Origin of the sequence: Aliiglaciecola lipolytica E3 (assembly GCF_000314975.1) — a bacterium.
Lineage (GTDB): Bacteria > Pseudomonadota > Gammaproteobacteria > Enterobacterales > Alteromonadaceae > Aliiglaciecola > Aliiglaciecola lipolytica.
In genome coordinates this window covers 131,302-151,743 of record NZ_BAEN01000035.1, presented here as the reverse complement: position 1 = coordinate 151,743, position 20,442 = coordinate 131,302, and the positions used below count along the sequence as shown (strand labels likewise).

At 41.0% G+C, this 20,442-nt stretch carries 16 protein-coding genes; 5 read left to right on the top strand and 11 right to left on the bottom strand.

The annotated features are described in order from the left end of the window. Window positions 1-116: 116 nt before the first annotated feature. From GLIP_RS22285 to GLIP_RS07790, 3 genes are read right to left on the bottom strand one after another with little or no spacing between them, the layout of a single operon-like run. Window positions 117-542, bottom strand: a complete 426-nt coding sequence (locus tag GLIP_RS22285; RefSeq protein ID WP_226992195.1) for an FtsX-like permease family protein — start codon at window positions 540-542, stop codon at window positions 117-119. Then, window positions 517-2,598, bottom strand: coding sequence for an ABC transporter permease (locus GLIP_RS07795; RefSeq protein WP_226992194.1), 2,082 nt, complete (start codon window positions 2,596-2,598; stop codon window positions 517-519). Before GLIP_RS07795 ends, GLIP_RS22285 begins: the two co-directional genes overlap by 26 nt. Then, a complete protein-coding gene (locus GLIP_RS07790; protein ID WP_008844062.1) occupies window positions 2,591-3,289 on the bottom strand; it encodes an ABC transporter ATP-binding protein in 699 nt (232 codons plus the stop codon). The genes GLIP_RS07795 and GLIP_RS07790 overlap by 8 nt, the downstream gene beginning before the upstream one ends. Window positions 3,290-4,148: 859 nt before the next feature. Here GLIP_RS07790 and GLIP_RS07785 point away from each other — a divergent pair. From GLIP_RS07785 to GLIP_RS07770, 4 genes are all read left to right on the top strand, one after another. Further along, on the top strand, window positions 4,149-5,573 hold the full coding sequence (locus GLIP_RS07785; RefSeq protein ID WP_008844060.1) for an RICIN domain-containing protein: 1,425 nt from the start codon (window positions 4,149-4,151) through the stop codon (window positions 5,571-5,573). A gap of 521 nt (window positions 5,574-6,094) precedes the next feature. Then, window positions 6,095-7,468: a pentapeptide repeat-containing protein gene (locus GLIP_RS21385; protein ID WP_008844059.1), complete on the top strand. Its 1,374-nt coding sequence runs from the start codon at window positions 6,095-6,097 to the stop codon at window positions 7,466-7,468. 10 nt (window positions 7,469-7,478) lie between these two features. After that, complete coding sequence (locus GLIP_RS07775; protein WP_008844058.1) at window positions 7,479-8,939, top strand: type VI secretion system contractile sheath domain-containing protein; 1,461 nt, start codon at window positions 7,479-7,481, stop codon at window positions 8,937-8,939. Between the two features lie 35 nt (window positions 8,940-8,974). Then, window positions 8,975-9,481, top strand: coding sequence for a RipA family octameric membrane protein (locus GLIP_RS07770; RefSeq protein ID WP_008844057.1), 507 nt, complete (start codon window positions 8,975-8,977; stop codon window positions 9,479-9,481). A gap of 419 nt (window positions 9,482-9,900) precedes the next feature. On the opposite strand, the gene GLIP_RS21895 is transcribed toward GLIP_RS07770, so the two are convergent. The 4 genes from GLIP_RS21895 to GLIP_RS07755 all read right to left on the bottom strand — a co-directional run bounded on the left by GLIP_RS21895 (window position 9,901) and on the right by GLIP_RS07755 (window position 12,795). Further along, window positions 9,901-10,065: a hypothetical protein gene (locus GLIP_RS21895; protein WP_153886295.1), complete on the bottom strand. Its 165-nt coding sequence runs from the start codon at window positions 10,063-10,065 to the stop codon at window positions 9,901-9,903. 117 nt (window positions 10,066-10,182) lie between these two features. Further along, entirely contained in the window at window positions 10,183-10,908 is a 726-nt protein-coding gene (locus GLIP_RS21380) for a tetratricopeptide repeat protein (protein WP_008844054.1), read from the bottom strand. 83 nt (window positions 10,909-10,991) lie between these two features. Continuing rightward, complete coding sequence (locus GLIP_RS07760; protein WP_008844053.1) at window positions 10,992-11,906, bottom strand: DMT family transporter; 915 nt, start codon at window positions 11,904-11,906, stop codon at window positions 10,992-10,994. Window positions 11,907-11,949: 43 nt separating this feature from the next. Beyond that, complete coding sequence (locus tag GLIP_RS07755; RefSeq protein ID WP_008844052.1) at window positions 11,950-12,795, bottom strand: DUF6279 family lipoprotein; 846 nt, start codon at window positions 12,793-12,795, stop codon at window positions 11,950-11,952. Window positions 12,796-13,033: 238 nt separating this feature from the next. Between GLIP_RS07755 and GLIP_RS07750 the strand changes: the two genes are divergently transcribed. Further along, entirely contained in the window at window positions 13,034-14,032 is a 999-nt protein-coding gene (locus GLIP_RS07750) for a 6-phosphofructokinase (protein WP_008844051.1), read from the top strand. A gap of 94 nt (window positions 14,033-14,126) precedes the next feature. Here the strand turns inward: GLIP_RS07750 and GLIP_RS07745 are convergent, their stop codons facing one another. The 4 genes from GLIP_RS07745 to GLIP_RS07730 all read right to left on the bottom strand — a co-directional run bounded on the left by GLIP_RS07745 (window position 14,127) and on the right by GLIP_RS07730 (window position 20,417). Then, window positions 14,127-15,194, bottom strand: a complete 1,068-nt coding sequence (locus tag GLIP_RS07745) for an efflux RND transporter periplasmic adaptor subunit (RefSeq protein WP_008844050.1) — start codon at window positions 15,192-15,194, stop codon at window positions 14,127-14,129. A 24-nt stretch (window positions 15,195-15,218) separates the two neighbouring features. Beyond that, a complete protein-coding gene (locus tag GLIP_RS07740; protein ID WP_040522325.1) occupies window positions 15,219-18,320 on the bottom strand; it encodes an efflux RND transporter permease subunit in 3,102 nt (1,033 codons plus the stop codon). Window positions 18,321-18,523: 203 nt separating this feature from the next. Next, window positions 18,524-19,348, bottom strand: a complete 825-nt coding sequence (locus GLIP_RS07735) for a LytR/AlgR family response regulator transcription factor (protein WP_008844048.1) — start codon at window positions 19,346-19,348, stop codon at window positions 18,524-18,526. After that, entirely contained in the window at window positions 19,332-20,417 is a 1,086-nt protein-coding gene (locus GLIP_RS07730; RefSeq protein WP_008844047.1) for a sensor histidine kinase, read from the bottom strand. The genes GLIP_RS07735 and GLIP_RS07730 overlap by 17 nt, the downstream gene beginning before the upstream one ends. Window positions 20,418-20,442 lie beyond the last annotated feature (25 nt).

Genomic DNA, 20,442 nt, shown 5'->3' with positions numbered 1-20,442 from the left:
CTCCTTGTTTAGTTAGGGCCTGTTTACCCTAGTACAGAGCTACTTTATGCTTTAGTGCGTGAAACGAATGTGAAATCATTTTTGTATAGCTAAAGACTTTATTCGGCTGACGGCTCTTATTCCATTAATAGTTCTCGAATAGAGCTATTTAAGCTGTTGCGACTGGCCAAATGACCAATGATGATAACAATCGACATAATGACTAACAAAGTTGTACCTAACCAAATAAAGTCAGGCGTATAGGGTAGCGAAAATTGCGATTGATAAATCAATATACCGGCTAGCCACGTACTAGCCATTGCTCCTGTAGCGGCAATTCCGCCAGTTATAGTCCACTCTATAAGGTTAATGTGTAAACAGGTACGCTTGGGTAAACCAAAACTCATGATCACACTATTTTTCTTGCGTTCTTGACGCTCGTAAGCCAATACGGATGACACAATCACAATACTGGCTAAGCAAATAATCATCAGTGAAAAACCGCTGATAATTTGCGTGACTAAGGATAAGGTATTATCAAATCGCGCCATCATTTCGCGCATAGATACCATTCTTAATGGTTGGGTGTTGTTGCCAAAGCTCGCCGAGCGTTTCAAAGCTGTCTTCATTGGTTTCAATACTGGCCATAAAGTAATGGGGCGCGCTTAAGTATTTGATAGCGGTATTGGGCATTTGCACCCAAAAGGTAATTGAGCCCCCACCCGGCTTATAGGCATGACTGGCGACAATGGTAAATTCAACCGCTTGTTCACCCACCATAAAGATCAGCTCATCTCCCATACTTAGGCCAATATCGGTCATAACTTCTTGCTCTACCGAAATCTGCTGCCAGTATTGTGGTTCAGAATCCCACCATTGCCCATTAATCACGTGATTATTGGTAGGTACCGCATCGGTCCAATGCATTCTTATTGAGCGCTTTAATGTGGCTAAACTCTCACTAGGTCGAGTGGCAAACTCTTCCAGTGACTGCTGATTAACGCGAATAAGTTTGGCGTACATAAATGGCTTGCGTTGCCGCATCTGCCCCCCCTGCTCCAGCGCCCATGCATCAACTGCATGCATTTGTTCACTATTAGCATGTGAAACAAACAAATTACCATCGTGCTGTCGCTGATAATTGTGCATAGTGTTGCCCAAATCTCGTAGCAACATTAAGGTAAACAGTAACAAAAATGCACATAAGCCAACGCCCATAATTTGGGTTGATTTACTCAGCATGCGCTGACGCATCATAAAGGTCGCAAAAGGAATTAAACCTGAATATCGTTGCGTTAACTTCTCCCCCAGTGTCAAACTCAACCAGCTAACCAGCGCGATCAGTGCCACACAAACGACCATTGAGCCTAACACCATAATGGTTAACAAACCGTTATCTGAATAAATTGCGGTTACCACTAGCAATACAGCGATTGCACTGGCAAGGGAGACAATAGCGCGCTGATGATTAGGAAAGTTTAACACCAACTGTTTTACCGAAGCGTTTTGCAGCGACAACCAAACCGGTAACTGAAATACCGCTAATATCAACGCACCAGCACTAAAGGCAAGCGCAGCGGTTGCGAAATTCGGCTGCCATGTAAGATTGTGCAACGTTGCGGATAACCAATCCACAATCGTCCAATGACATAAGGTGGCTATCGCCAACACAACCGGAAATAGTACGGCGATGTTTAACAGCCACTTATAAATAGATACTTTAAGCCCTTCAAAGCGGGAAGCCCCGACGCTCATACATACCGCGGTAAAGTGCTGCTCTTTGCGGATCTGAATCTGCGAGATTTGATAAATCGCAATCGCTGCCATGAACAGTAAAATTACTGACGCCAAGCCCATAAAATTTTCGGTACGTTGCCAAAATAGCGCCAACGGATGCGAGCCTTGGCGGTGACGGACTTCCGCACTAGGTAGCTGATTTTGTTGCCAACGTAATAGTTGATCAATTTGCGGCTTATCAGCATTAAGCAAATAACGATATTGAATGGTATCGTCAGTAAACCCCATCTGCATAAAGTCATGCCGATGCACTAAGGCGCGCATATCCACATTGTGCCCTTCCATTAGTCGATCAGGTTCGTGATGGACAATGTGTGAAATTAACAGCGGAATACCTGCAATAATCAATCTATCGTTAACCGCTACCTCAAGTCCGGTGGCTAAGCGAGAGTCTAGCCATATCTCACCGGGATTGGGCGCAGTTTCTGCGCTAAAGGCCACCGCACTTTGACTTTTAGAAATCTGCACCTGACCTTGTAGTGGATAGCTCTCATCCACTGCTTTTAGCGTCACTCTTTGCCATTTATCAGCATGAGTCAAAGTGGTTTTTAAACTTTCCGTGTAAATTAGTGCACTACTAGTGTGTTGCAAATAGTCAAATTCATCAGCGCTCAACGCTCCGGTGTGTGTCACCACCGCATCAGCCCCCAATAAATTCGCCATATTATGCTCAAGATGTTTTTGTACCGATTCACTGGTTAAGGTTAGCGTGACAATAAACACCATCAATAAGGTCTGTGTGGCCTGCAATACGCGGTGATTAACCATGCGCGCATCTTCTAAAAACAGCCTCCAGGCCAAAGGTAAAATGAGTTTATGCATGACACTTACTCCCCAGCTCTGTGCTAAGCCACTGGCATTCCCCGGCATTAAATCGCAATTGTTGCTGCGCCTGTTGCGCCAAATAATCACTGTGAGTGACCAACACCAATCCAGCACCTTTATCGCGACAGCAAGCAAACAAGAGATCGGCAATTTCACCCGCACTTTGAGCATCCAAGTTACCAGTGGGCTCATCGGCAAAAATAAATTTGGGGTTAAACACCAGTGCTCTGGCAATAGCTACTCGCTGTTGCTCACCACCACTTAACTGCGCCGGTTTATGTTTGAGTCGGTGCCCCAACCCGACTTTTTCTAGCCATTCCTTGGCAATAGCAAGCGCCTGTTTATCACCACGTAATTTAAGTGGCAGTGCTACGTTATTTAATGCGTCGAACTCGGGCAGCAAATGAAACTGCTGAAAGATAAACCCTATCTCAGAACGAATGTGACTAATGGGTTGGATTTGACCATTGTAGCTATACACAACCTCTCCCGAGAAAGGCTGCTCTAAGCCTGACGCGAGCATCAATAGACTAGACTTACCCGAACCTGAAGGCCCAGTAATAGCGTACGACCGCCCTTGCTCAATCGAAAAACTTAAATCGGAGAACAAACTCACGCTATGCTGGTTAGTAACAAATGATTGACCAACTTTGTGTAGTTCGATTTTTGAATTGCTATGCGATGACATAAACCCGGCTCCTTGACTAGCGTGGCAACCAGGATATGTCTGAGCAAGTGAAATAGATGTGAAAGCAAAAAAGTGGGCCATGAGCAGCTTTATGAACAAAGTTTCAGTGACTGGTGTATTAACCTTTAATGACGATGTTACCGTGTCAGAATCATTTATCATCGATACTGGCAGCAGACACTAGGTTAAATTAATCGCCGCCTATCCAGTGGCACATATGCTGATATTCTGATTAGAGCGTAAAGCAGAAGTAGGTTCTGGTGTTTTCAACCGGCAGCAATAGACAAACAGCGGACATTCACAATCAAACCTATTAAGAATCCCTCTCGTGCCATTGGCAGGCACTGGATTGATGTTTAGATAAATGGCAGCAAACGACCTAAAGCGGTCATTAATATAGCGTTGCATTGACCAATTGAACTCACAACGTAAAGCGGTCGTAATAAGTTATGAGCTTTCAGTCGCAGCGTGCGCAGACGCTGACTCCTTCAAAATTGAATGATCACATTAGGTGGAAATTATCAGGCCAAACAAAACTTCCACAATTTGACATTTAAACAAACTAATCTAGTCAAAACATAGTTGTTGTAGAGGGTAGTAAATTGCGTTGATTCTTCTTATGCTCACAGCATTCAATACAATTTGTTTAATTAACTCTTAACTGTGCGTGGTTGTACACTATGCATGAAGCTCAGGAATGCGTTGAACCAATACATCACCCATTCACATTGTGTTCAGTCAATATCTCCTCTACTTTATAAGTTACTATGATTCGTTTTGTCTTATTAGTTCGTCTATAAATGCTTACTCTACTAGCTTACCAGCGAATTTGATGCAGCTTACCGTTAGGAGACATCTAATGAATGTGCTTTTACCCAGCGTTGCCAGTTTATTGCTCTTAGTAGTCGTCTCTATTTATTCTGCAAATGCTAGCGGACGTGTTGCAGATTGTCCAAAAGGCTATACCAATATCGGTTTACTCTGCTCCCGGGGTGCCGACACGTATAGCAACCCATCTAAAGTCGCGGATTGTCCTAGTGGTTATACCAATATGGGCCTAACTTGTTACAAACCCCCGTTCTCATCTAAAGGCCTCAGCAGTATGAGCTGTCAAGACGGCTGGTTTCGCACTGGGGGACGTTGCTATAAAAGTTGCAAAAGTGGTTACACCAGTGTCGGCGAGGCGTGCATGCGTGGTGTGTCCACGTTAACTTCAGGTAATATGTCGTGTAAACCGCATGAAGTGTTAAATAAAGAGATCGGGCGTTGCTATATTCCACAAGAACCAGGTCATAGTTGCTGGGCTGACGCTCCTTGTGGCAATGGCTTTAAATGCCAACCGATTGCGCAACGTTGTGTTCCTGATGATCTGCCTTTATCGTCTAATCAAATGTGCTCTGCCTTCAAAGTCGATGATTTAGTCAAGGCGGCAAAAAATGCTAATGCCACTATGTCATATGGCGGTGGTACAGCTTCTTCTGCTGCTGGAGCATACAGTCAAGAAGTTGGAACCGTGTACGGGCAGGATGGTGAGTTTGGTTGCTATGTTGCGGTATGCATTGGTGGTGTGTCTGATCTTTCAATCGCTAACTTTGCGAACTTTGGTGTCTTTGACGAATTTAGCAACGTAAGTGGGTTATCCATTGTTTCTTCACAAGGTGCGTCTGCTCCTATTATTGAGGCCGGTTTTACCACCGCACAAGTGCTGAGCACAAAAGGTCAATTCATCGGTTCGCTGAATAGTTTATCAATTGGTGTTGGTGTCTCGCCGATTCAGGTTGGTGTTATGTCGTGTTATACAGAAGTCGTTGACGGCAATCGTGAAATCGCTGAACTGAAGGACTCTGTTGATAAAGCTGAGGCCAATGCTAAAAATTTGCAGGAAGAAAAAGCAATCGAGAAATTTCTGAGCATTCAAAATCGGTGGAAGCAAAACCTGTTTTTAAACAACCAAAACGGACCTTTGTCCGCTTCAGTAGTTAAGCCCAATTGGCACAGTGCACGTTGGATAATTGAGTCCGTGACAGGGACTCAGTACATTAGAATTAAAAATTACTGGAAACAAGAACTTTACATACATAATCAGGATGGGCTAGTCGCAGTAGGAGAGATAAAACCGGGATGGTGGAGCGCGCAGTGGCAAATAGAAAAAGTACCAAACAGTCGTTACGTTCGTTTAAAAAATCGCTGGAAGTCAGATCAATACTTGCACATTCAAAATGGAGAAATTGAAAGTGGTAAAATTAGTTCTGGTTGGTGGAGTGCAATGTGGTTAATAAAATAGGCTAAATTCGGTCCCGATGTATTTTGTGAGGCTTCCATTATTACGGAAATAATGGAAGCTAATGCTAATCCGAAGGTAAACATACAACTATATAGTGGCAAGGTGTTAATGACGCCATTGTGCTTTGGGACAAATATCATCGGGTATACTCCCGCGGCAAACTAAGCTTCTAGTTAAACCAATGAATAATTGACGTTGTTGCGATGCAACTAAACCAGGTATCTCGACTCAATCAGTAATTTTTCGCAATATCGGCAAACACCAACATATTATCGTGTTTGAGCATTTGAACAGTATGTTGTGCATTATTTACACTGTACTGTTAATCTTCTTAAGCATAGAACAAGTTGCTTTAGGCCTTAGGGGCTAGACACAATCGAAATCCAAGTAAGTCTGCCATTTGACGCACACTACTTATTGCTTGGTATAACGCAGTGAATGCTAGTTTGAGGAGAAATATATGATTACAGCGATCAATTCCACCTTTAATGTTAGCCTTCGTACAGTTCAGGTTCTCTATAATGAACTTTGCTGAAGCAAGTGAGTTATTGATGTCTGGCGCAAAAGGCGTAAGTACGTGGAATCAATTACGCTCACTAAGGCAAATCAATGCAATGGACTTCAAAATAGATTTTAACCCTAACTTCGATAAACCGTTAGATTTACGTGGCGTTGATTTAGGGGGCTGTTGTTTAAAAGGATCAAATCTTTCTGATGCTGATTTAACGGGCGCTCATTTATATCAAACCAATCTAGAAAATGTAAATCTGTCTAGAGCGATTTTTACTGGTGCACATCTGGTCGAAGCTAACTTGTCTAGGACTAATCTGGATGGTGCAACTTTCGAACGAGCGGATTTGCATCAAGCACAATTATGTAAAGCAGAGGGGGCGGCTCGGTTTTCACATGCACAAATGGATCGTATTGATATGTTCGGAGGCATGTTCGATGGCTCTGATTTTAGTTCTGCGACATTAGTAGATGCGCGGCTTGAGCAAATATCAGCAATGGGAGCACATTTTATTGGTGCCAACCTATTAAGAGCAAACCTTAAGAATGCAAGACTCAATAGTCCAGTGTCGACGTTTAACCCTGCAAGAACAAGATTTGATAAGGCTGACTTATCTCAAGCAGATTTATCATCTGCTAATATGTCTTTCGTAAACTTAAGTGGTGCTAACTTATCTTATGCTAGCCTTAACAATACAAGCTTAACTCATGCCAATCTTGAGGAAGTAAGAATGATTGGCACTGCGTTAAAGGGTGCAACCCTAACAGGTTCATCTATATATGGTATTTCAGCTTGGGATTTAGGTATTGACGACAGTACGAAACAAGGCGATCTCATTATATCTAGACTCGGCGAGGCAGTGATCTCTGTCGATGACCTAGAAGTTGCTCAATTTATGTACATGCTCATGCATAACGCGGGCTTAAGACGTGTGATTGATACCATAACATCAAAGGTTGTGCTAGTACTAGGCCGATTCAGTGAGGCACGAAAACCAACCCTTGACGCTATTCGGGTTGCGCTAAAAAGTCAGCAATTTGACCTTGTTCCTATAGTATTTGACTTTGGTAAACCTGCAAGTCGATCCACTGCGGAAACCGTGTCTACTCTAGCAGGTATGGCTAGGTTTGTAATTGCTGACCTATCAGATGCTAAATCGGTATTGCAGGAATTGGGGGCAATAGTTCCAAGCATGCCCTCTTTACCGATTCAGTCGGTGATCTTAGACGCTCAACAGGAACCTGGGATGCTTGATTTTTTGAAACGCTATCCTTGGTTTCTTGAAGTGCAAAGCTATGCTGATGAAGCGGACTTAATTACCCGTCTAGATCAGGTGATTTCCCCAGCAATGAATATGTCTAAACAAATCCGCGAAAATGGGTAGTGAGTGAACAATGAATAAATTTGCACTACTCAAATACACCTCAGAACAACAAGGCAAGCAAATAGAAATCGAATTACCTTTTGTGGTTGGCATTGTGGCGGATCTTAATAGATCGGCTGTAGAATCTAAAATACCCTTTAAGGATAGGCAATTCATAGCTATAGATTTAAATAAAACTAGAGATTTTTTTAATATTGTAAAACCGTCTATAACTGTGAATTTAACGAATCTAAGTTATCAAATTCTAATTTCATTTCGTTCGTTTGAAGATATTAAGCCCGCCCGACTTGAACAATACATAGAAGACGAATTAATAAAATATGACACTTTAAATTTGTCTAAAACCGAAATGCACAACGCTTTAAACGAAATATTACAAAACGAAGGTTTACAACAGCTGCTTGGCTCATTGCGCGGTATTTATCAGCTTTTAATAAATAAGCCTAATGAGTCCAATTTAGTAATTAAAGTGTTGGATGTAAGCAAGGAAGAGCTCATAAATGATGTTAACTTAGGTGTAACACAAGAAAGTTATCTATACCGTTTAGTGTATCTACATGAATATGGCACATTTGAAGGGACACCTTACTCATTGGTACTAACAGACTTTGAGTTTAGTCAAAATGATATAGATATGAAAGTCATGGAATACTTAGCACTTCTTGGAATGAAAGCTGACTGTTTTTTCTTTTTAAAAGCTGCATTGACAATATTTGGTGATAGTTTTCAGCATGACAGTTTAGATTGGACAAAAGTTGATACTAATTTTAGCTCCAGAGAGTTTCTACGATGGCGTGCATTGCGTGATCACGAATCTTCGAGATTCGTTGCTATGATGGCAGCATTAAGACACGAAAGCACTGTTAATCTTCACGACATCGTCAACCCAGTTTTTGCGGCTGCGCTTAATTTGGTCCCGTGTTTTACGGGCACTGACTTATGGAATTTCACAAACAAGAATAATGCTTCTTTTACTGAAACTGAATCAATAAATCACCAATCTGTTAAAGCACTTACACGCTTAGGCTTTAATACCGTGAAAACTGATACAGGCACTTTACTGACTCCTGTTAGCGGCATAGTTGCGTTGCAAAGCCCCCGAAAATATTTTGAACAGAGCGCCAATCAAATTGCTAGTTTAATGGTTTCAGTACCTTATAATCTATTTGTTACAGCGTTTGTTCGATATATTACGATGATTATTAGAGAAACACTTGGTAGAGACTTGGATATTGACTCGCTAACTAGAATGGTAAATCAATGGCTTAAATTTTACATTGATGACAGAGTTAACCAGAAACAAAGAAGCGTTGATTTATTGAAACCGCTTTCTAAAGCAAGCGTTTCGATTGAAGAGGTCGCTGGCGTGCCTGGTGTTTATAAAGGTCTACTCAAAATACAGTTAAGGATTGAAGGTTTCGAACATCCACCATGCACACAACATGAATTCAACGTATTAAGCATTTATTGATAATATATTTTTTAATTTTACGTAGCGAATGAACAATGAAATCGTCTGAGATAAATGACAAATTGTATAGTGGTCTTGATCCTGCTGCTTACGATGCAAATAGCCAGTATAAGGCTCATCTTTTTGAGCAATACAAAATATACTTAGCGTCCACAGAAAATATAAGCAATAGACGACAAACCGCCAATGCTTTTTTTGTGTCGCTTAACGCAGCGCTTGTATCTCTACTTAGCTATTTATCTTTGGGTAATTCGAACTCCTTCTGGGTTGTTGCAATTGTTGGCGCTACGGTTTCATATATGTGGTATCGCTTAGTGCGATCCTATAAAGATTTAAACAACGCAAAGTTTAGAGTGATCAATGAAATAGAAAAAGTGCTTCCTATTAGACCATACAATGCCGAATGGGAAGCAGTGGGCAAAGGTGAAAAACCTGATTTATATATGCCATTTACAATCATTGAGCTTTACATTCCTCGTGTATTTATGCTGCTCCATATATTTGTTTTTTGCATTAGCGTTTATACAGTTTTGCCACAATGATCTATTGATACTTTGGTGACTTTCCCATCAGCCGATCCTATAGCGTATTCGCACCTTAAAGCAAGCTTCGTGCTTATGTGACCGTTTCACAACAAAGGAAAAATAGCCCTAGATTCATTACCCAAGTAAAGGAACAATCAGATAAGCCTTAACATGCCTTAAATATCAGTTGGGCCCATAGACAGGCTACCGACTTGTCAGAATGGATATGTAACAAACCGACCTGTTCCAATTGTAGGAAAGAAAAGGTTTCTTTGTCTCAAATTGGCTTAATATTTAAGGTTCGCATAGTTGAAGCAATTAACGTTTACGAATAAGGGCAAGTAATCATGCTCTGCTCCGAGTAATGCTTGTAAGTGGCTCGAAGCATCTTTATTTTGGCCTAAGTTAGCCAATAATAACAAGCCTACTCATGACCGCTAACCATTGAACTGTATACTTATGGACGCAATGCGTTCTGCCTTTGGTGTTTCAATCTTAACCAATACTCGGCTTGGCTTTTCATCTCCATGCTTCCAATCTCTTTTTTGAACGGGAAATGTTTGCAGGTTGATACCGTGACGCTCACGCTTGAACGACTGCATTTGGCATCGAAGCGTTTGTCAGATTTAGTTAAATTTTAGAGCTGCAAAAATGCATAATTGCGTTCCCGTCTGATTCAGCTAAGACCTTTAGAGCATCTTTACTTTTCTCTGAATTGCCTACTTTCTTTTGAGTGCAAATGCACCTAACCTTTGCAGTGCCGACTTGGCCTTAGCGTTCCCTCTATCTGCCGCTTTTTGATACCAGTCAATCGATGTTTTTAAATCCTTCGAGACACCTTTTCCCTTTTCGTACATAACGCCTAACTGATATTGAGGAATGGCATCCCCTTGTTCGGCAGCTTGACGCCACCAATTGACGGCTAGTTCGTCATTTTGTTGTACGCCTGTGCCGGACGCATAAACATTGCCAAGGTTATGTTGCGCGAGGACATGCCCTTCTATAGCGGCTCGTCGATACCAGATAACAGCCTCTTCGTCATTTTTAGTTTTACCTAACCCCTCCGCATAAGCGGTTCCCATAAGAAAGTTAGCTTCAGCTACTTGTTGTTGGGCTAACTGCTCTACATCTGTGATTACTTTAGCTGCAATTTCTTTTGCTTTATCTTTATCAGCTGGAAACCCCATGCGTCCAGTCGAATAAACCCGCGCTATCCACATTATAGCCAGTGGGTCATGTGTAGAAGCAGCTTTTTCTAGCAGTGTTTTCGCTTTACTGTCATCTACTTTCCCAGTTTCTCCTGTATACCACTTTATGGATTCCAACAAATTGGCATCAACTTGGTATTTTGCTTCACTTATATTATGAAACAACATGATTGGAATAAGTGCTATACCCCATAAAATAGAGCGAAAGGTCGCTTTTGATTTGTATGCTGCTTTCATTTCATCCTCGAACTTGATTTCTCGTTTTCACTTGCATTGCTAACTATGTTTAATTTTGTGCCTGTTAAGTGAATCGTCGCGTTTTATTCGACCACGGGTTTAACGACTTTTCGTTTTGCCAATGCGGTGGTCATGGAGCCACAAATAACGCAGATAGCTCCCAATATGACGAAAGCATCTAATTGAATTAGAGAAAATTGTTCCGGTAACAAATACTCGGCAATCAATACACTGATAAATGTAAATAATGGCCCTGTTGCGATCACTGCGCTAACTTTGGCTGCACTCCAGACGTTTAGCGCTTCGGTGAAACAACCATAGGCGATTACTGTATTCAAACAACAAAACAACAATGCAGACCACTGTAAGCCATTCATGTTGGCGACTGGGCTCAAATGAATAAAGGGAAACAACGCTAAAATCCCAATGCAATAAATCAATAAAGTAAGTTGTTTCGCTGTAAAGGAACGCAATAATATTTTTTGTAAAAGTGCATACCCTGCCCACGTGGCGGCTGCGAGCACAATCAGAAATATCCCTAAGTTATAGTCATTTACAGTGTTGAAGAGTAATCCAATTTTAGGACTGAAAAACAATCCTAATCCGGTAAACAATACAATCGCCCCTACTATTTCGAGCAGATTGAGACTCTCTTTAAAAAAAACAATGCCCCCAAGCATTAACAGTATTGGCGCAATTTGCATGACTACCTGTACTGTTTCAGGGCTAACGAACTCCAAGCTATGCACGTTAGATACGTAATTAACCACCAAAGCCAATGCTGCAATCAACAAAATAAATTGCGACTTTGGGACTTGCTTTGATAAGTTTGGCAAGGCCTTAGTGACATATAAATAAACGAAAACGACTATTGCAGCAAACAAAAATCGAATCCAAGTAATGGTCATGCTATCTAACGCTTGCAAAGATATTTGCAAAAATACCGGCAAAACACCCCAAAGTACCGCCGTAATTAACGACAACAAAAATCCGTTCAAGCTATTCCCCAAAAAATGTAACGAGCCAAGTTAAGTTAAAGTGCTAATCTTCAATTAAGTCTTGTATATCGTCAATTAAGTCGTCTATTTCTTTAATTAAATGTCTTTTCTGTTTTTCACTTATCGTGGGGAGCAAATCAGCTAATAAAGCGGCATAAACTTTGCGATTATGCTGACTGGCTTTAATGTAACTCTCACTTTTAAATTGGTCAGGGTTTTGAATTAATTGATTAAACTGTTCAATATAATCGCTTTGTTTCTCTCGATTAAGCATCAGGTTTTTACTTGCACTTTGTATTTCTCTTCGATACTCAATCCAACTTTCGAACGTCGATTCAAACTTTTCAACACTTTCGGATATCAATATTTTTTGTTGTTCGGATAACCTTCCCAACCAATCTTGCATTTGTTCTGTGGTATCTTCTTTATTTTCTTGCCAACGTTCTTGCTCAGTCTTTTTGTTTCGTTTTTCAACCTTTTCCAAGTTGTCTTTTTCTAATGCTTCAAACATATCAATGATTTGTTGATCGTTTAAATAAACCGACAATTCTGACAACTCCAAACTAATCTCGTCTCGAAAACGCTGCCAATGGCTGCTTGCCCTTGCTAAATGCGACAGCCATTGCTCTTCGCTAATATTTCCTTGCTCGACCTGACTTTTTAGCTCTTCTAAATGCTGTCGATAACGAACTAACTCTTCTTGACGATGCCATTTCAGCCATTTCTCGACCTTCACATCCAAGCGCTTTTTTTGTGATTTTTCTAATTCAACATAGTCATCCACATACCAATAGAGCAACCAGTCGACATTGTTATAGGAAAATTTTGAAGTACATCCAGTAAGCAGTAATACAACAGCACAAAAACAAAAAAGTAGATGTTTGAACATAGTAACGTTGATTCCTAGAAATTTAGCATGCGCGTTTATCCATGCGTCATATTTGACCAAAATTAATTACTAAAGCAAGAGAGACACATTAATTCTTACAATTAACTAAGAGCAAATTCGCGATCCATTCTATCCTAATTTTTTTGTCACAAGCGCTATCAAAATCTTTATAGTTCCATAAAAAAAGACTATGTTTAGCAACAGGTTATCCATCGTTGAAATTTAAGGAGCTTTATTTATGCGGAAAATTGCTTTGCTTACATCTGGTGGAGACGCCCCTGGCATGAATGCTTGCATTCGCGCCATAGTGCTTACCAGTTTACGCTATGGTTTAGAAGTATATGGATATCGTCATGGGTTCAACGGTTTATTAGAACAAGAATACCTTAATTTGCGTGCTAAAAATGTGGCAAATATTATTCAGCGCGGTGGCACAATATTAAATAGTGCACGTTGTTTAACGTTTAAATCAGATGATGCCGCAAAAGTGGCTGCTAAAAATTTAGATATTTTAGGCATTGAAGCATTACTGGTGATTGGCGGTGACGGTTCTTTTAGAGGAGCTAAACACCTTGCAAATCACTGGTCAGGACAGGTTATTGGTCTACCGGGCACTATTGATAATGACGTGGATGGCACCGATGCAACTATTGGATATTACACAGCGATCGAAACCGCGCTAGATTCGATTGATAAGGTCAGAGACACAGCAGATGCGTTTGAGCGGATATTCCTTATCGAAGTAATGGGCCGTCATGCAGGGTTTATTGGTTTAAACGCCGCCATTGCATCAGCTGCTGATCACATCATGTTGCCAGAAATATCACGCAGTTGCGACGATGAACTGGAAAATATACTGGCACATATTGAGGCAGTAAAAAAACGTCGCGGAAATACTAGCTATATAGTGGTGGTTACGGAAAACCTATGGCCTGATGGCGTTACCAGCTTAGCGCAAATACTCACAGAAAAAACCCAAATTGAATGTCGTCCGGTGATTCTTGGTTACGTTCAGCGTGGTGGTTCGCCAGTATCACAAGACCGGGTTTTAGCCACAAAACTAGGGGCATTTGCTGTTGAAGCAGCATTGGAAGGTAAAACGGGAGTGATGGTGGGCGAAATTAACCAAGAAATAGTGTGTACTGAATTGGAAAATAGCTGGTTGCAGAAAAAGCCGCTCGATCCTTATTTAGTTAAAATTCAGCAAGATTTGTTCGATATATTAAAACGCCCTTAAATAAGATTCACTGATGCAATGCCAATCAATGTTAACCATTTGATTGGCATTAAATCATTTCACTATTTAAATAACCAAACAGGCTTTAACCACTTTACAGAGTTGCCAACTCTTCAATCGGTTCGTTAAAACGTACCTTTTGGCCTTCTTTAAGTCGTTCCGCCCCTCGAGTGACTACTGGCGATTGATGGTTTAGCTCACCAAACACTTCAATTCTTTCACCTACGCCTATGCCAACTGTGACAGCCACTTGCTTAGCTTCATTTTCACCCACTATTTGATAAACAAATGCGCCTGATTTTCTTAGCACAAGTGCATCTCTGGGAACCGTCATTGCCTGATGAAATTCGCTGTGTGGCAAAGCTACACGCACCGCACCACCAATTGCATATTCCTCTGGCGTTAATTGCACACGAATTTCCATCATACGCGAACGTGCATTCCCAACCGGCACAATGGTGCGAATTGGATGCAAACGTTCGTGGTTGCCGGACAAAACTTTAACGGCTAGCCCTTGCTTAATAAATGGTACCGCAGAGAGTGGCGCTTTAATCGATGCTTCAATATTTCCTGTATCTACTACACGCAATACAGTTTGGCCGGTAGCGATATATTCGCCAGGGCTTTGAATACGTTCCACGACCATTGATTTAAACGGGGCTTTGATGTGACTCTGGGTGATTTTATACTGAGTCAGCTTTTGATCTATCTTGGCTTGATTGAGCTCTTGTCGTGCAACTTCCAACTCAGATACGATTTCATCAAGTTGATCTTTTGAGGTGTTAGCTTTTTGAGCCATGCTGCTAAATCTGGCTTGTTTCCGAGTTAATAAATCAACCCGTGACTCCCACTTAGCTACATTCGCTTTATTCTGTTCAAAATTAAGCTTAAGCATATGATCGTCTACTTTTGCCAGCACTTCCCCAGCTTCAACTAAATCACCTACTTCTGCCATCCAAGTTATCCGCCCCGGCACTTCTGCGGCAATATTTGAATCACTTCGACTCATCACTGTACCTGGCACCCATATTTGCTGCGAAATCATTTCATTACGTACATCTTCAATTTCAACTAAAGTCACCGGATCTTGTTGTGCAAATGCCGCACAACTCACAATGGCGAGACTGCTAATCAGTATTTTTCTAAATTTTAAATTTTGCATTTTGGATTCCTGATAAAACCGAATTTAAGTGTGTCTAATGACAGGTTGAGTATTAGAATTTGAAACCCGTTCTATTTTTTGAACGGCTCCATTGCGTAGACATAACAACGTCGGTAAAAGCAATAAAGTAAAAATAGTACTCACACACATTCCACCGACAATAACAGCCGCCAACCCACGGTAAATTACACTGCCTGCTCCTGGCATCAGTAATAGGGGTAACATGCCAAAAATGCTGGTCAAGGTACTCATGAAAATAGGCCGAAGACGCATTAATAATGCTTGATGCACGGCATCTTGGCGAGACAACCCTTGTCGCTCGCCATTACGAGTTTGATGTACCAGTAAAATTGCATTATTTACCACTAAGCCAAGCAGAATAATGAAACCAATCATGGTCAGTAGATCCATAGGCTGGAAACTAATTAGATTTAAAAGCCGAACGGCTATTACCCCGCCTACTGTCGCTAAAGGGATGCTAAGAATAACCATCAAACTATCGGTCAATGATTTAAACAAACCAGCCATTAACACAAACAACAACGCCATAGCGAAGAGAAAATTCTGACTCATTGTATCGATTGCTTTATTTAAGCTATCTGCGCTGCCACCATAATTAATCGCGCCATCAGTAGGCATCATAGCCATTAATTGCGGCTCAACTTCCTGTTTAATTTTTGCCATTGCTTCTTCCAATGACATGCCTTCCGGTGGGTTTACCGATAGACTTAGAGTACGACGTCGATCCACTCGTTGAATCTGACTTGGTCCAACCGCTCTTACCACATCTACCAACTCTCCTAACTGCACCATCTCACCACTTGGTGTGACAATTGGAGTAACAGCTAACTGCTCTGGATTCGCCCATTCTTGCGATTTAAAAATGATATTCATGCGCTTAATACCATCGAAGTATTCGCCAACGTACATGCCATCGCCCATGGATCGAACCAGACTTGCCACACGTGTGCGATCCATCCCGACTTCCATCATTCTGCCGTCATTAGGATAAAGTTGAATTTCCGGCTCTGCTTGCTCTAAACTCGGATTAGCGCGTACATTCGCTCCAGGGAAAGCTTCTCTGAGTAATTCCAATCCGCGTTGCGCCGCAAAATTCAGCCCTTCTTGATCGGTGGCTTGCAAACGCATATCGATGCTTCGGCCATTACCAAACCCGCCAAACAGGTTCCCTTGCATAGTAAAAGGCTCGGTATCCGGTAAATCTTTTAAAATTTCATCTCGGACCAAGTTTTCCAAATCTCTTACATCATCTTGATTTTTAGCTCGGATACCCAACGTCCCACCGTTTGGCCAAGTGATTATGTAATAGTTTTTAAGTGCAGGTTGTTTTTCGCCGGCCATATAAGGTTTTAAGCGCTCTACCACCAATGACATCACTTCTTGTTGAATAAATCCGTCACTTGCGCCTGCTGGGAAATTAAAAAATGAATCGATGGCATCGCGTTTAACGGGTGGCAGATAATCTAATTTTGGCATTAGCAAAACAGTAAACGTAATGGGCACAACCATTAAAATAAAAATGGTTGCGAATCGACGCTTCGCTGTGGCGTTGAGTAACATAATTTTATTCGCGATTTTAGTCCACAAGCCAGCTAACCTATCTGCGGGCATGTCGTCTTTTAGCCAACGACTCGCGGCAACAGGTAACACACTCACCGCGACGACAAATGAGATCATGACCGCTATCGCAATAGTTAAGGCCAGATCCGCAAACAGTTGACCTTCTACATCTTGTAAAAAGATGACGGGTATAAAAATAGCGACTGTGGTAGCAGTAGAGGCAAGCAATGCACCAAATACCTCTTTGGTAGCACGGTGTGCGGTTTTAATCCCATCTTCATTAGGTTGCTTATGCCTAACAATATTTTCTAACACCACGATAGCCGCATCCAATACCATCCCCACTGCAAACGCCAGTCCAGCTAATGAGATAACATTCAAGGAGCGGCCTGTTAATTGCAGCACAACAAACGTACTAAAAAGGGATATCGGGATGGCCAAGGCGACAATGAATGTGGCGCGTGTTTGTCGCATAAACCACCACAAAATTGCGATAGCTAAAATAATTCCAATGATTAAATTACTAGTAACCAAATTTACTGCACGATAAATGAAAATTGATGCGTCAAACGATTGCTGCATGGTTAACTTCTCGTTTGCCAACACAGATTGGTTTAACTGAGTCACTCGTTCCTTGACTGCTTCTAGTGTTGATAAAACATTGGCTTTATTTTCTCTATCGATGCGAATTGAAATCGCAGGATTACCATTTTGCACACTAAAATTTGATGCATCAGCACGTTGTATTTTGATTTCAGCAATGTCTTGTAATTTTATTGGGCTTCCATCTCGCCACTCTAAAATCATATCGCCCATTTCGGTGGGTGTATATTTGCCCTGAAAACGTATGGTATATTTACGTCTTCCCACATCTACAAATCCACCAGACACGTCATTCGAAGAACCTAACAACCTAGATATGTTGGTAATATCAATACCAAGTTCAGCTGCCAAATACGGATCGAAAACAATTTGAAACTCTTCATTACCGCCTACCCCACTTTCCATACGGACTCGTGCTACGCCATTAATTGACTCTAACTGGGGTCGAATAACATCTTCAAAAAATGTCACATACTGAGAAATTTCTTGGTTATTGCCTGGCAACTTTTGTAAGAAAAAATAAGTGAGGGCTGGCGTCCCTCCTCCGCCTCCTCCCATCATAATATTGGGAGAGAGAGCATCTCTTGGCAGTGGCGGGATACGGTTCATGCGGCTAATCACTTCTATTAACGTGCGCTGCATGTCTGTTTCTAAACCAAACTCTAAATTTACCCAAGCGTTACCTTGATTTGCCCAAGCTCGCATATTGCGAAGTCCGGGTATGCCTTGAAGTACTTCTTCCTGGGGTTCTAATATTTCAGATTCTATTTCTTGAGGTGACGCTGCGCGCCAAAAAGTTTGAATAGAAATGGTTGGTCGTTCAATATCTGGAAACAATTGAATGGGTAATTTAAATAAACTATAAACACCTAAAAAGCCAACGATGCTCACCAATATAGCTACACCGGAAGCGTTTTTTAACGCAGATCTTGTAATATCCATAAACGAATTGTCTGGTTGTTAACTTGCTGTTAACTATAAGTCGCTTTCAATGCGCAAAAAGTTTAAATCTATTAATAACAGATTAAATACGACCAATTACCGAACCCAAAATGAATAACATTTTGGTGCGATGAACGACTTAAAAATGGTAAAAAAAAAGGCCTGAAAAGGCCCTTAAAAAGTCAGTCGTAATTATAAGTGAATTAAATTCTTATCATTTCCTTTACTTTGTCTCGGTGACTGCGGCTAACTTTCAATTCAGTATCGTTACTCAATACAAGATGATATTCACCACTGACGTGACTTACCATTTTGGTGACATATTTTATATTTACGATAGCTGATCGATGTGCACGTACAAACTTTCTAGGGTCGAGTTCTTCTTCAAGTTCTTTCATTGTGCGGCGCATAATGTGAGTACCATCAGATGCGTGCACACACATGTAATCCCCTGCGGCATCAATCCATTGAATATCATCCACTTCAACGCGAGTCACTTCTGAGCCATCTTTAATGGCTAAAATAGATGGATATCTTTTATTATCAATCGCTTCACCTGATGCCAATCGCTGTAAAATATCTTCACAATCATCACCGGTATATTCAGCTACTAACTTTGCTAATTTTACTTTTTGCTCACCTTCGCTATTTTGTCCAAATACGTCAGTGACTTTTTGAATAGACGCTTTTAAACGTTTCTCATCTATCGGCTTTAATACGTAATCTAAGGCATGAATATCAAACGCTTTAATGGCATAAGTATCATAAGCAGTAACAAACACAATAATTGGGATGGGTTGTTGCAACTCTCTTAATTTATTGATGACTTGAAAGCCGTTTAAGCCTGGCATTTGAATATCAAGAAAGACTAAATCTGGTCGAAGTTGAGGAATGGTCGAAACCGCTTCTAACCCATTTTGACATTCGCCCACTAATTCAATATTTTCAAATTCTTGCAACCTAACCGCCAAGCCTTTTCTTGCTAATGGCTCATCATCAACAATTAATGCCTTAATTTTGGTTGTCACGTTCACTTACCTCAAATGGAATTCGAATACTCACTTTAATTCCCGAAGGTTGGTTGTGAGAAACGACATAAGAAAAATTATTAGAATACAACGAATTGAGACGTTCCTGAATATTTGGCAACCCAACCCCATTGCTACGATTTAATTGGCCATTTTCGATTTTTGCACCTGGGCCATTGTCACTAACTTCTAGCATCAAATCTCGACCAAAGGATTTGGCAACAACATTAATTTTGCCGCCATTCTCCATTTTTGAAATGGCGTATTTTATAGCATTTTCAATAATTGGTTGTAAAATCAAGCTTGGCACGAGGGCTTCTAGACAATTTTCGGCAATATCCCACTCCACATCTAATCGATCATCAAAACGTACTTTTTCTATTTCTAAGTACAATTCTAATGCTTGAATTTCATGTTTTAGTGGAATTTTCTTAATCGGATCTTTATCCAATGAATATCGTAAAAAGTCACTTAGCCGGCTCACCATCGCTTCAGCCGTCTTATTGTCTTTAATTAATATTAACGTGCTGATGGCATTCAGCGTATTAAACAGAAAGTGTGGGTTCAATTGGTATCTGAGCATCTTCAAATGGGCTTGATGAGCCATAGTTGACGCTTTGAGTGCATTTTGCTTTTCTTTTTGCAGCATTTGGAAATTCTTTATACCGAAATATAAACCACTCCAACATACCACCATTATCAGGGAGTTAATGGTATTGGTAAAATACATAAACCACGCCTCTGGGCGGTATCCATGTTTGTATATTTCCCAGTAATTAATATTTTTTAACACCGCCCAAAACAGCGCAATAGCATAAGCACTTGCAGCAACCGTAAATAACATTTTCCATGCATTTTGTTGATGTGCCCAGCGGTATATGTAGCGTAAAGGTATGGTAAGTAACCAGCCTGCCATTGCATTTAACGCAATAACAACAATCCAGATGCCTCGGACATCATGAAGAAACGAACCAATATAATAGACGATCGCAAAACCAACCCATCCCCCTGTATGCAGGGTCCAGAATAGCCTTTCACGATTTTCAAACAGTTTTTGCCAATTGATCAATGTACGTCTCAAGTGAACAGATTAA

Coding starts and splice junctions, on each gene's coding strand:
- GLIP_RS22285 (WP_226992195.1), bottom strand. CDS start 542: ATGCGCGAAATGATGGCGCGATTTGATAATACCTTATCCTTAGTCACG.
- GLIP_RS07795 (WP_226992194.1), bottom strand. CDS start 2,598: ATGCATAAACTCATTTTACCTTTGGCCTGGAGGCTGTTTTTAGAAGAT.
- GLIP_RS07790 (WP_008844062.1), bottom strand. CDS start 3,289: ATGTCATCGCATAGCAATTCAAAAATCGAACTACACAAAGTTGGTCAA.
- GLIP_RS07785 (WP_008844060.1), top strand. CDS start 4,149: ATGAATGTGCTTTTACCCAGCGTTGCCAGTTTATTGCTCTTAGTAGTC.
- GLIP_RS21385 (WP_008844059.1), top strand. CDS start 6,095: ATGAACTTTGCTGAAGCAAGTGAGTTATTGATGTCTGGCGCAAAAGGC.
- GLIP_RS07775 (WP_008844058.1), top strand. CDS start 7,479: ATGAATAAATTTGCACTACTCAAATACACCTCAGAACAACAAGGCAAG.
- GLIP_RS07770 (WP_008844057.1), top strand. CDS start 8,975: ATGAAATCGTCTGAGATAAATGACAAATTGTATAGTGGTCTTGATCCT.
- GLIP_RS21895 (WP_153886295.1), bottom strand. CDS start 10,065: ATGCAGTCGTTCAAGCGTGAGCGTCACGGTATCAACCTGCAAACATTT.
- GLIP_RS21380 (WP_008844054.1), bottom strand. CDS start 10,908: ATGAAAGCAGCATACAAATCAAAAGCGACCTTTCGCTCTATTTTATGG.
- GLIP_RS07755 (WP_008844052.1), bottom strand. CDS start 12,795: ATGTTCAAACATCTACTTTTTTGTTTTTGTGCTGTTGTATTACTGCTT.
- GLIP_RS07750 (WP_008844051.1), top strand. CDS start 13,034: ATGCGGAAAATTGCTTTGCTTACATCTGGTGGAGACGCCCCTGGCATG.
- GLIP_RS07745 (WP_008844050.1), bottom strand. CDS start 15,194: ATGCAAAATTTAAAATTTAGAAAAATACTGATTAGCAGTCTCGCCATT.
- GLIP_RS07740 (WP_040522325.1), bottom strand. CDS start 18,320: ATGGATATTACAAGATCTGCGTTAAAAAACGCTTCCGGTGTAGCTATA.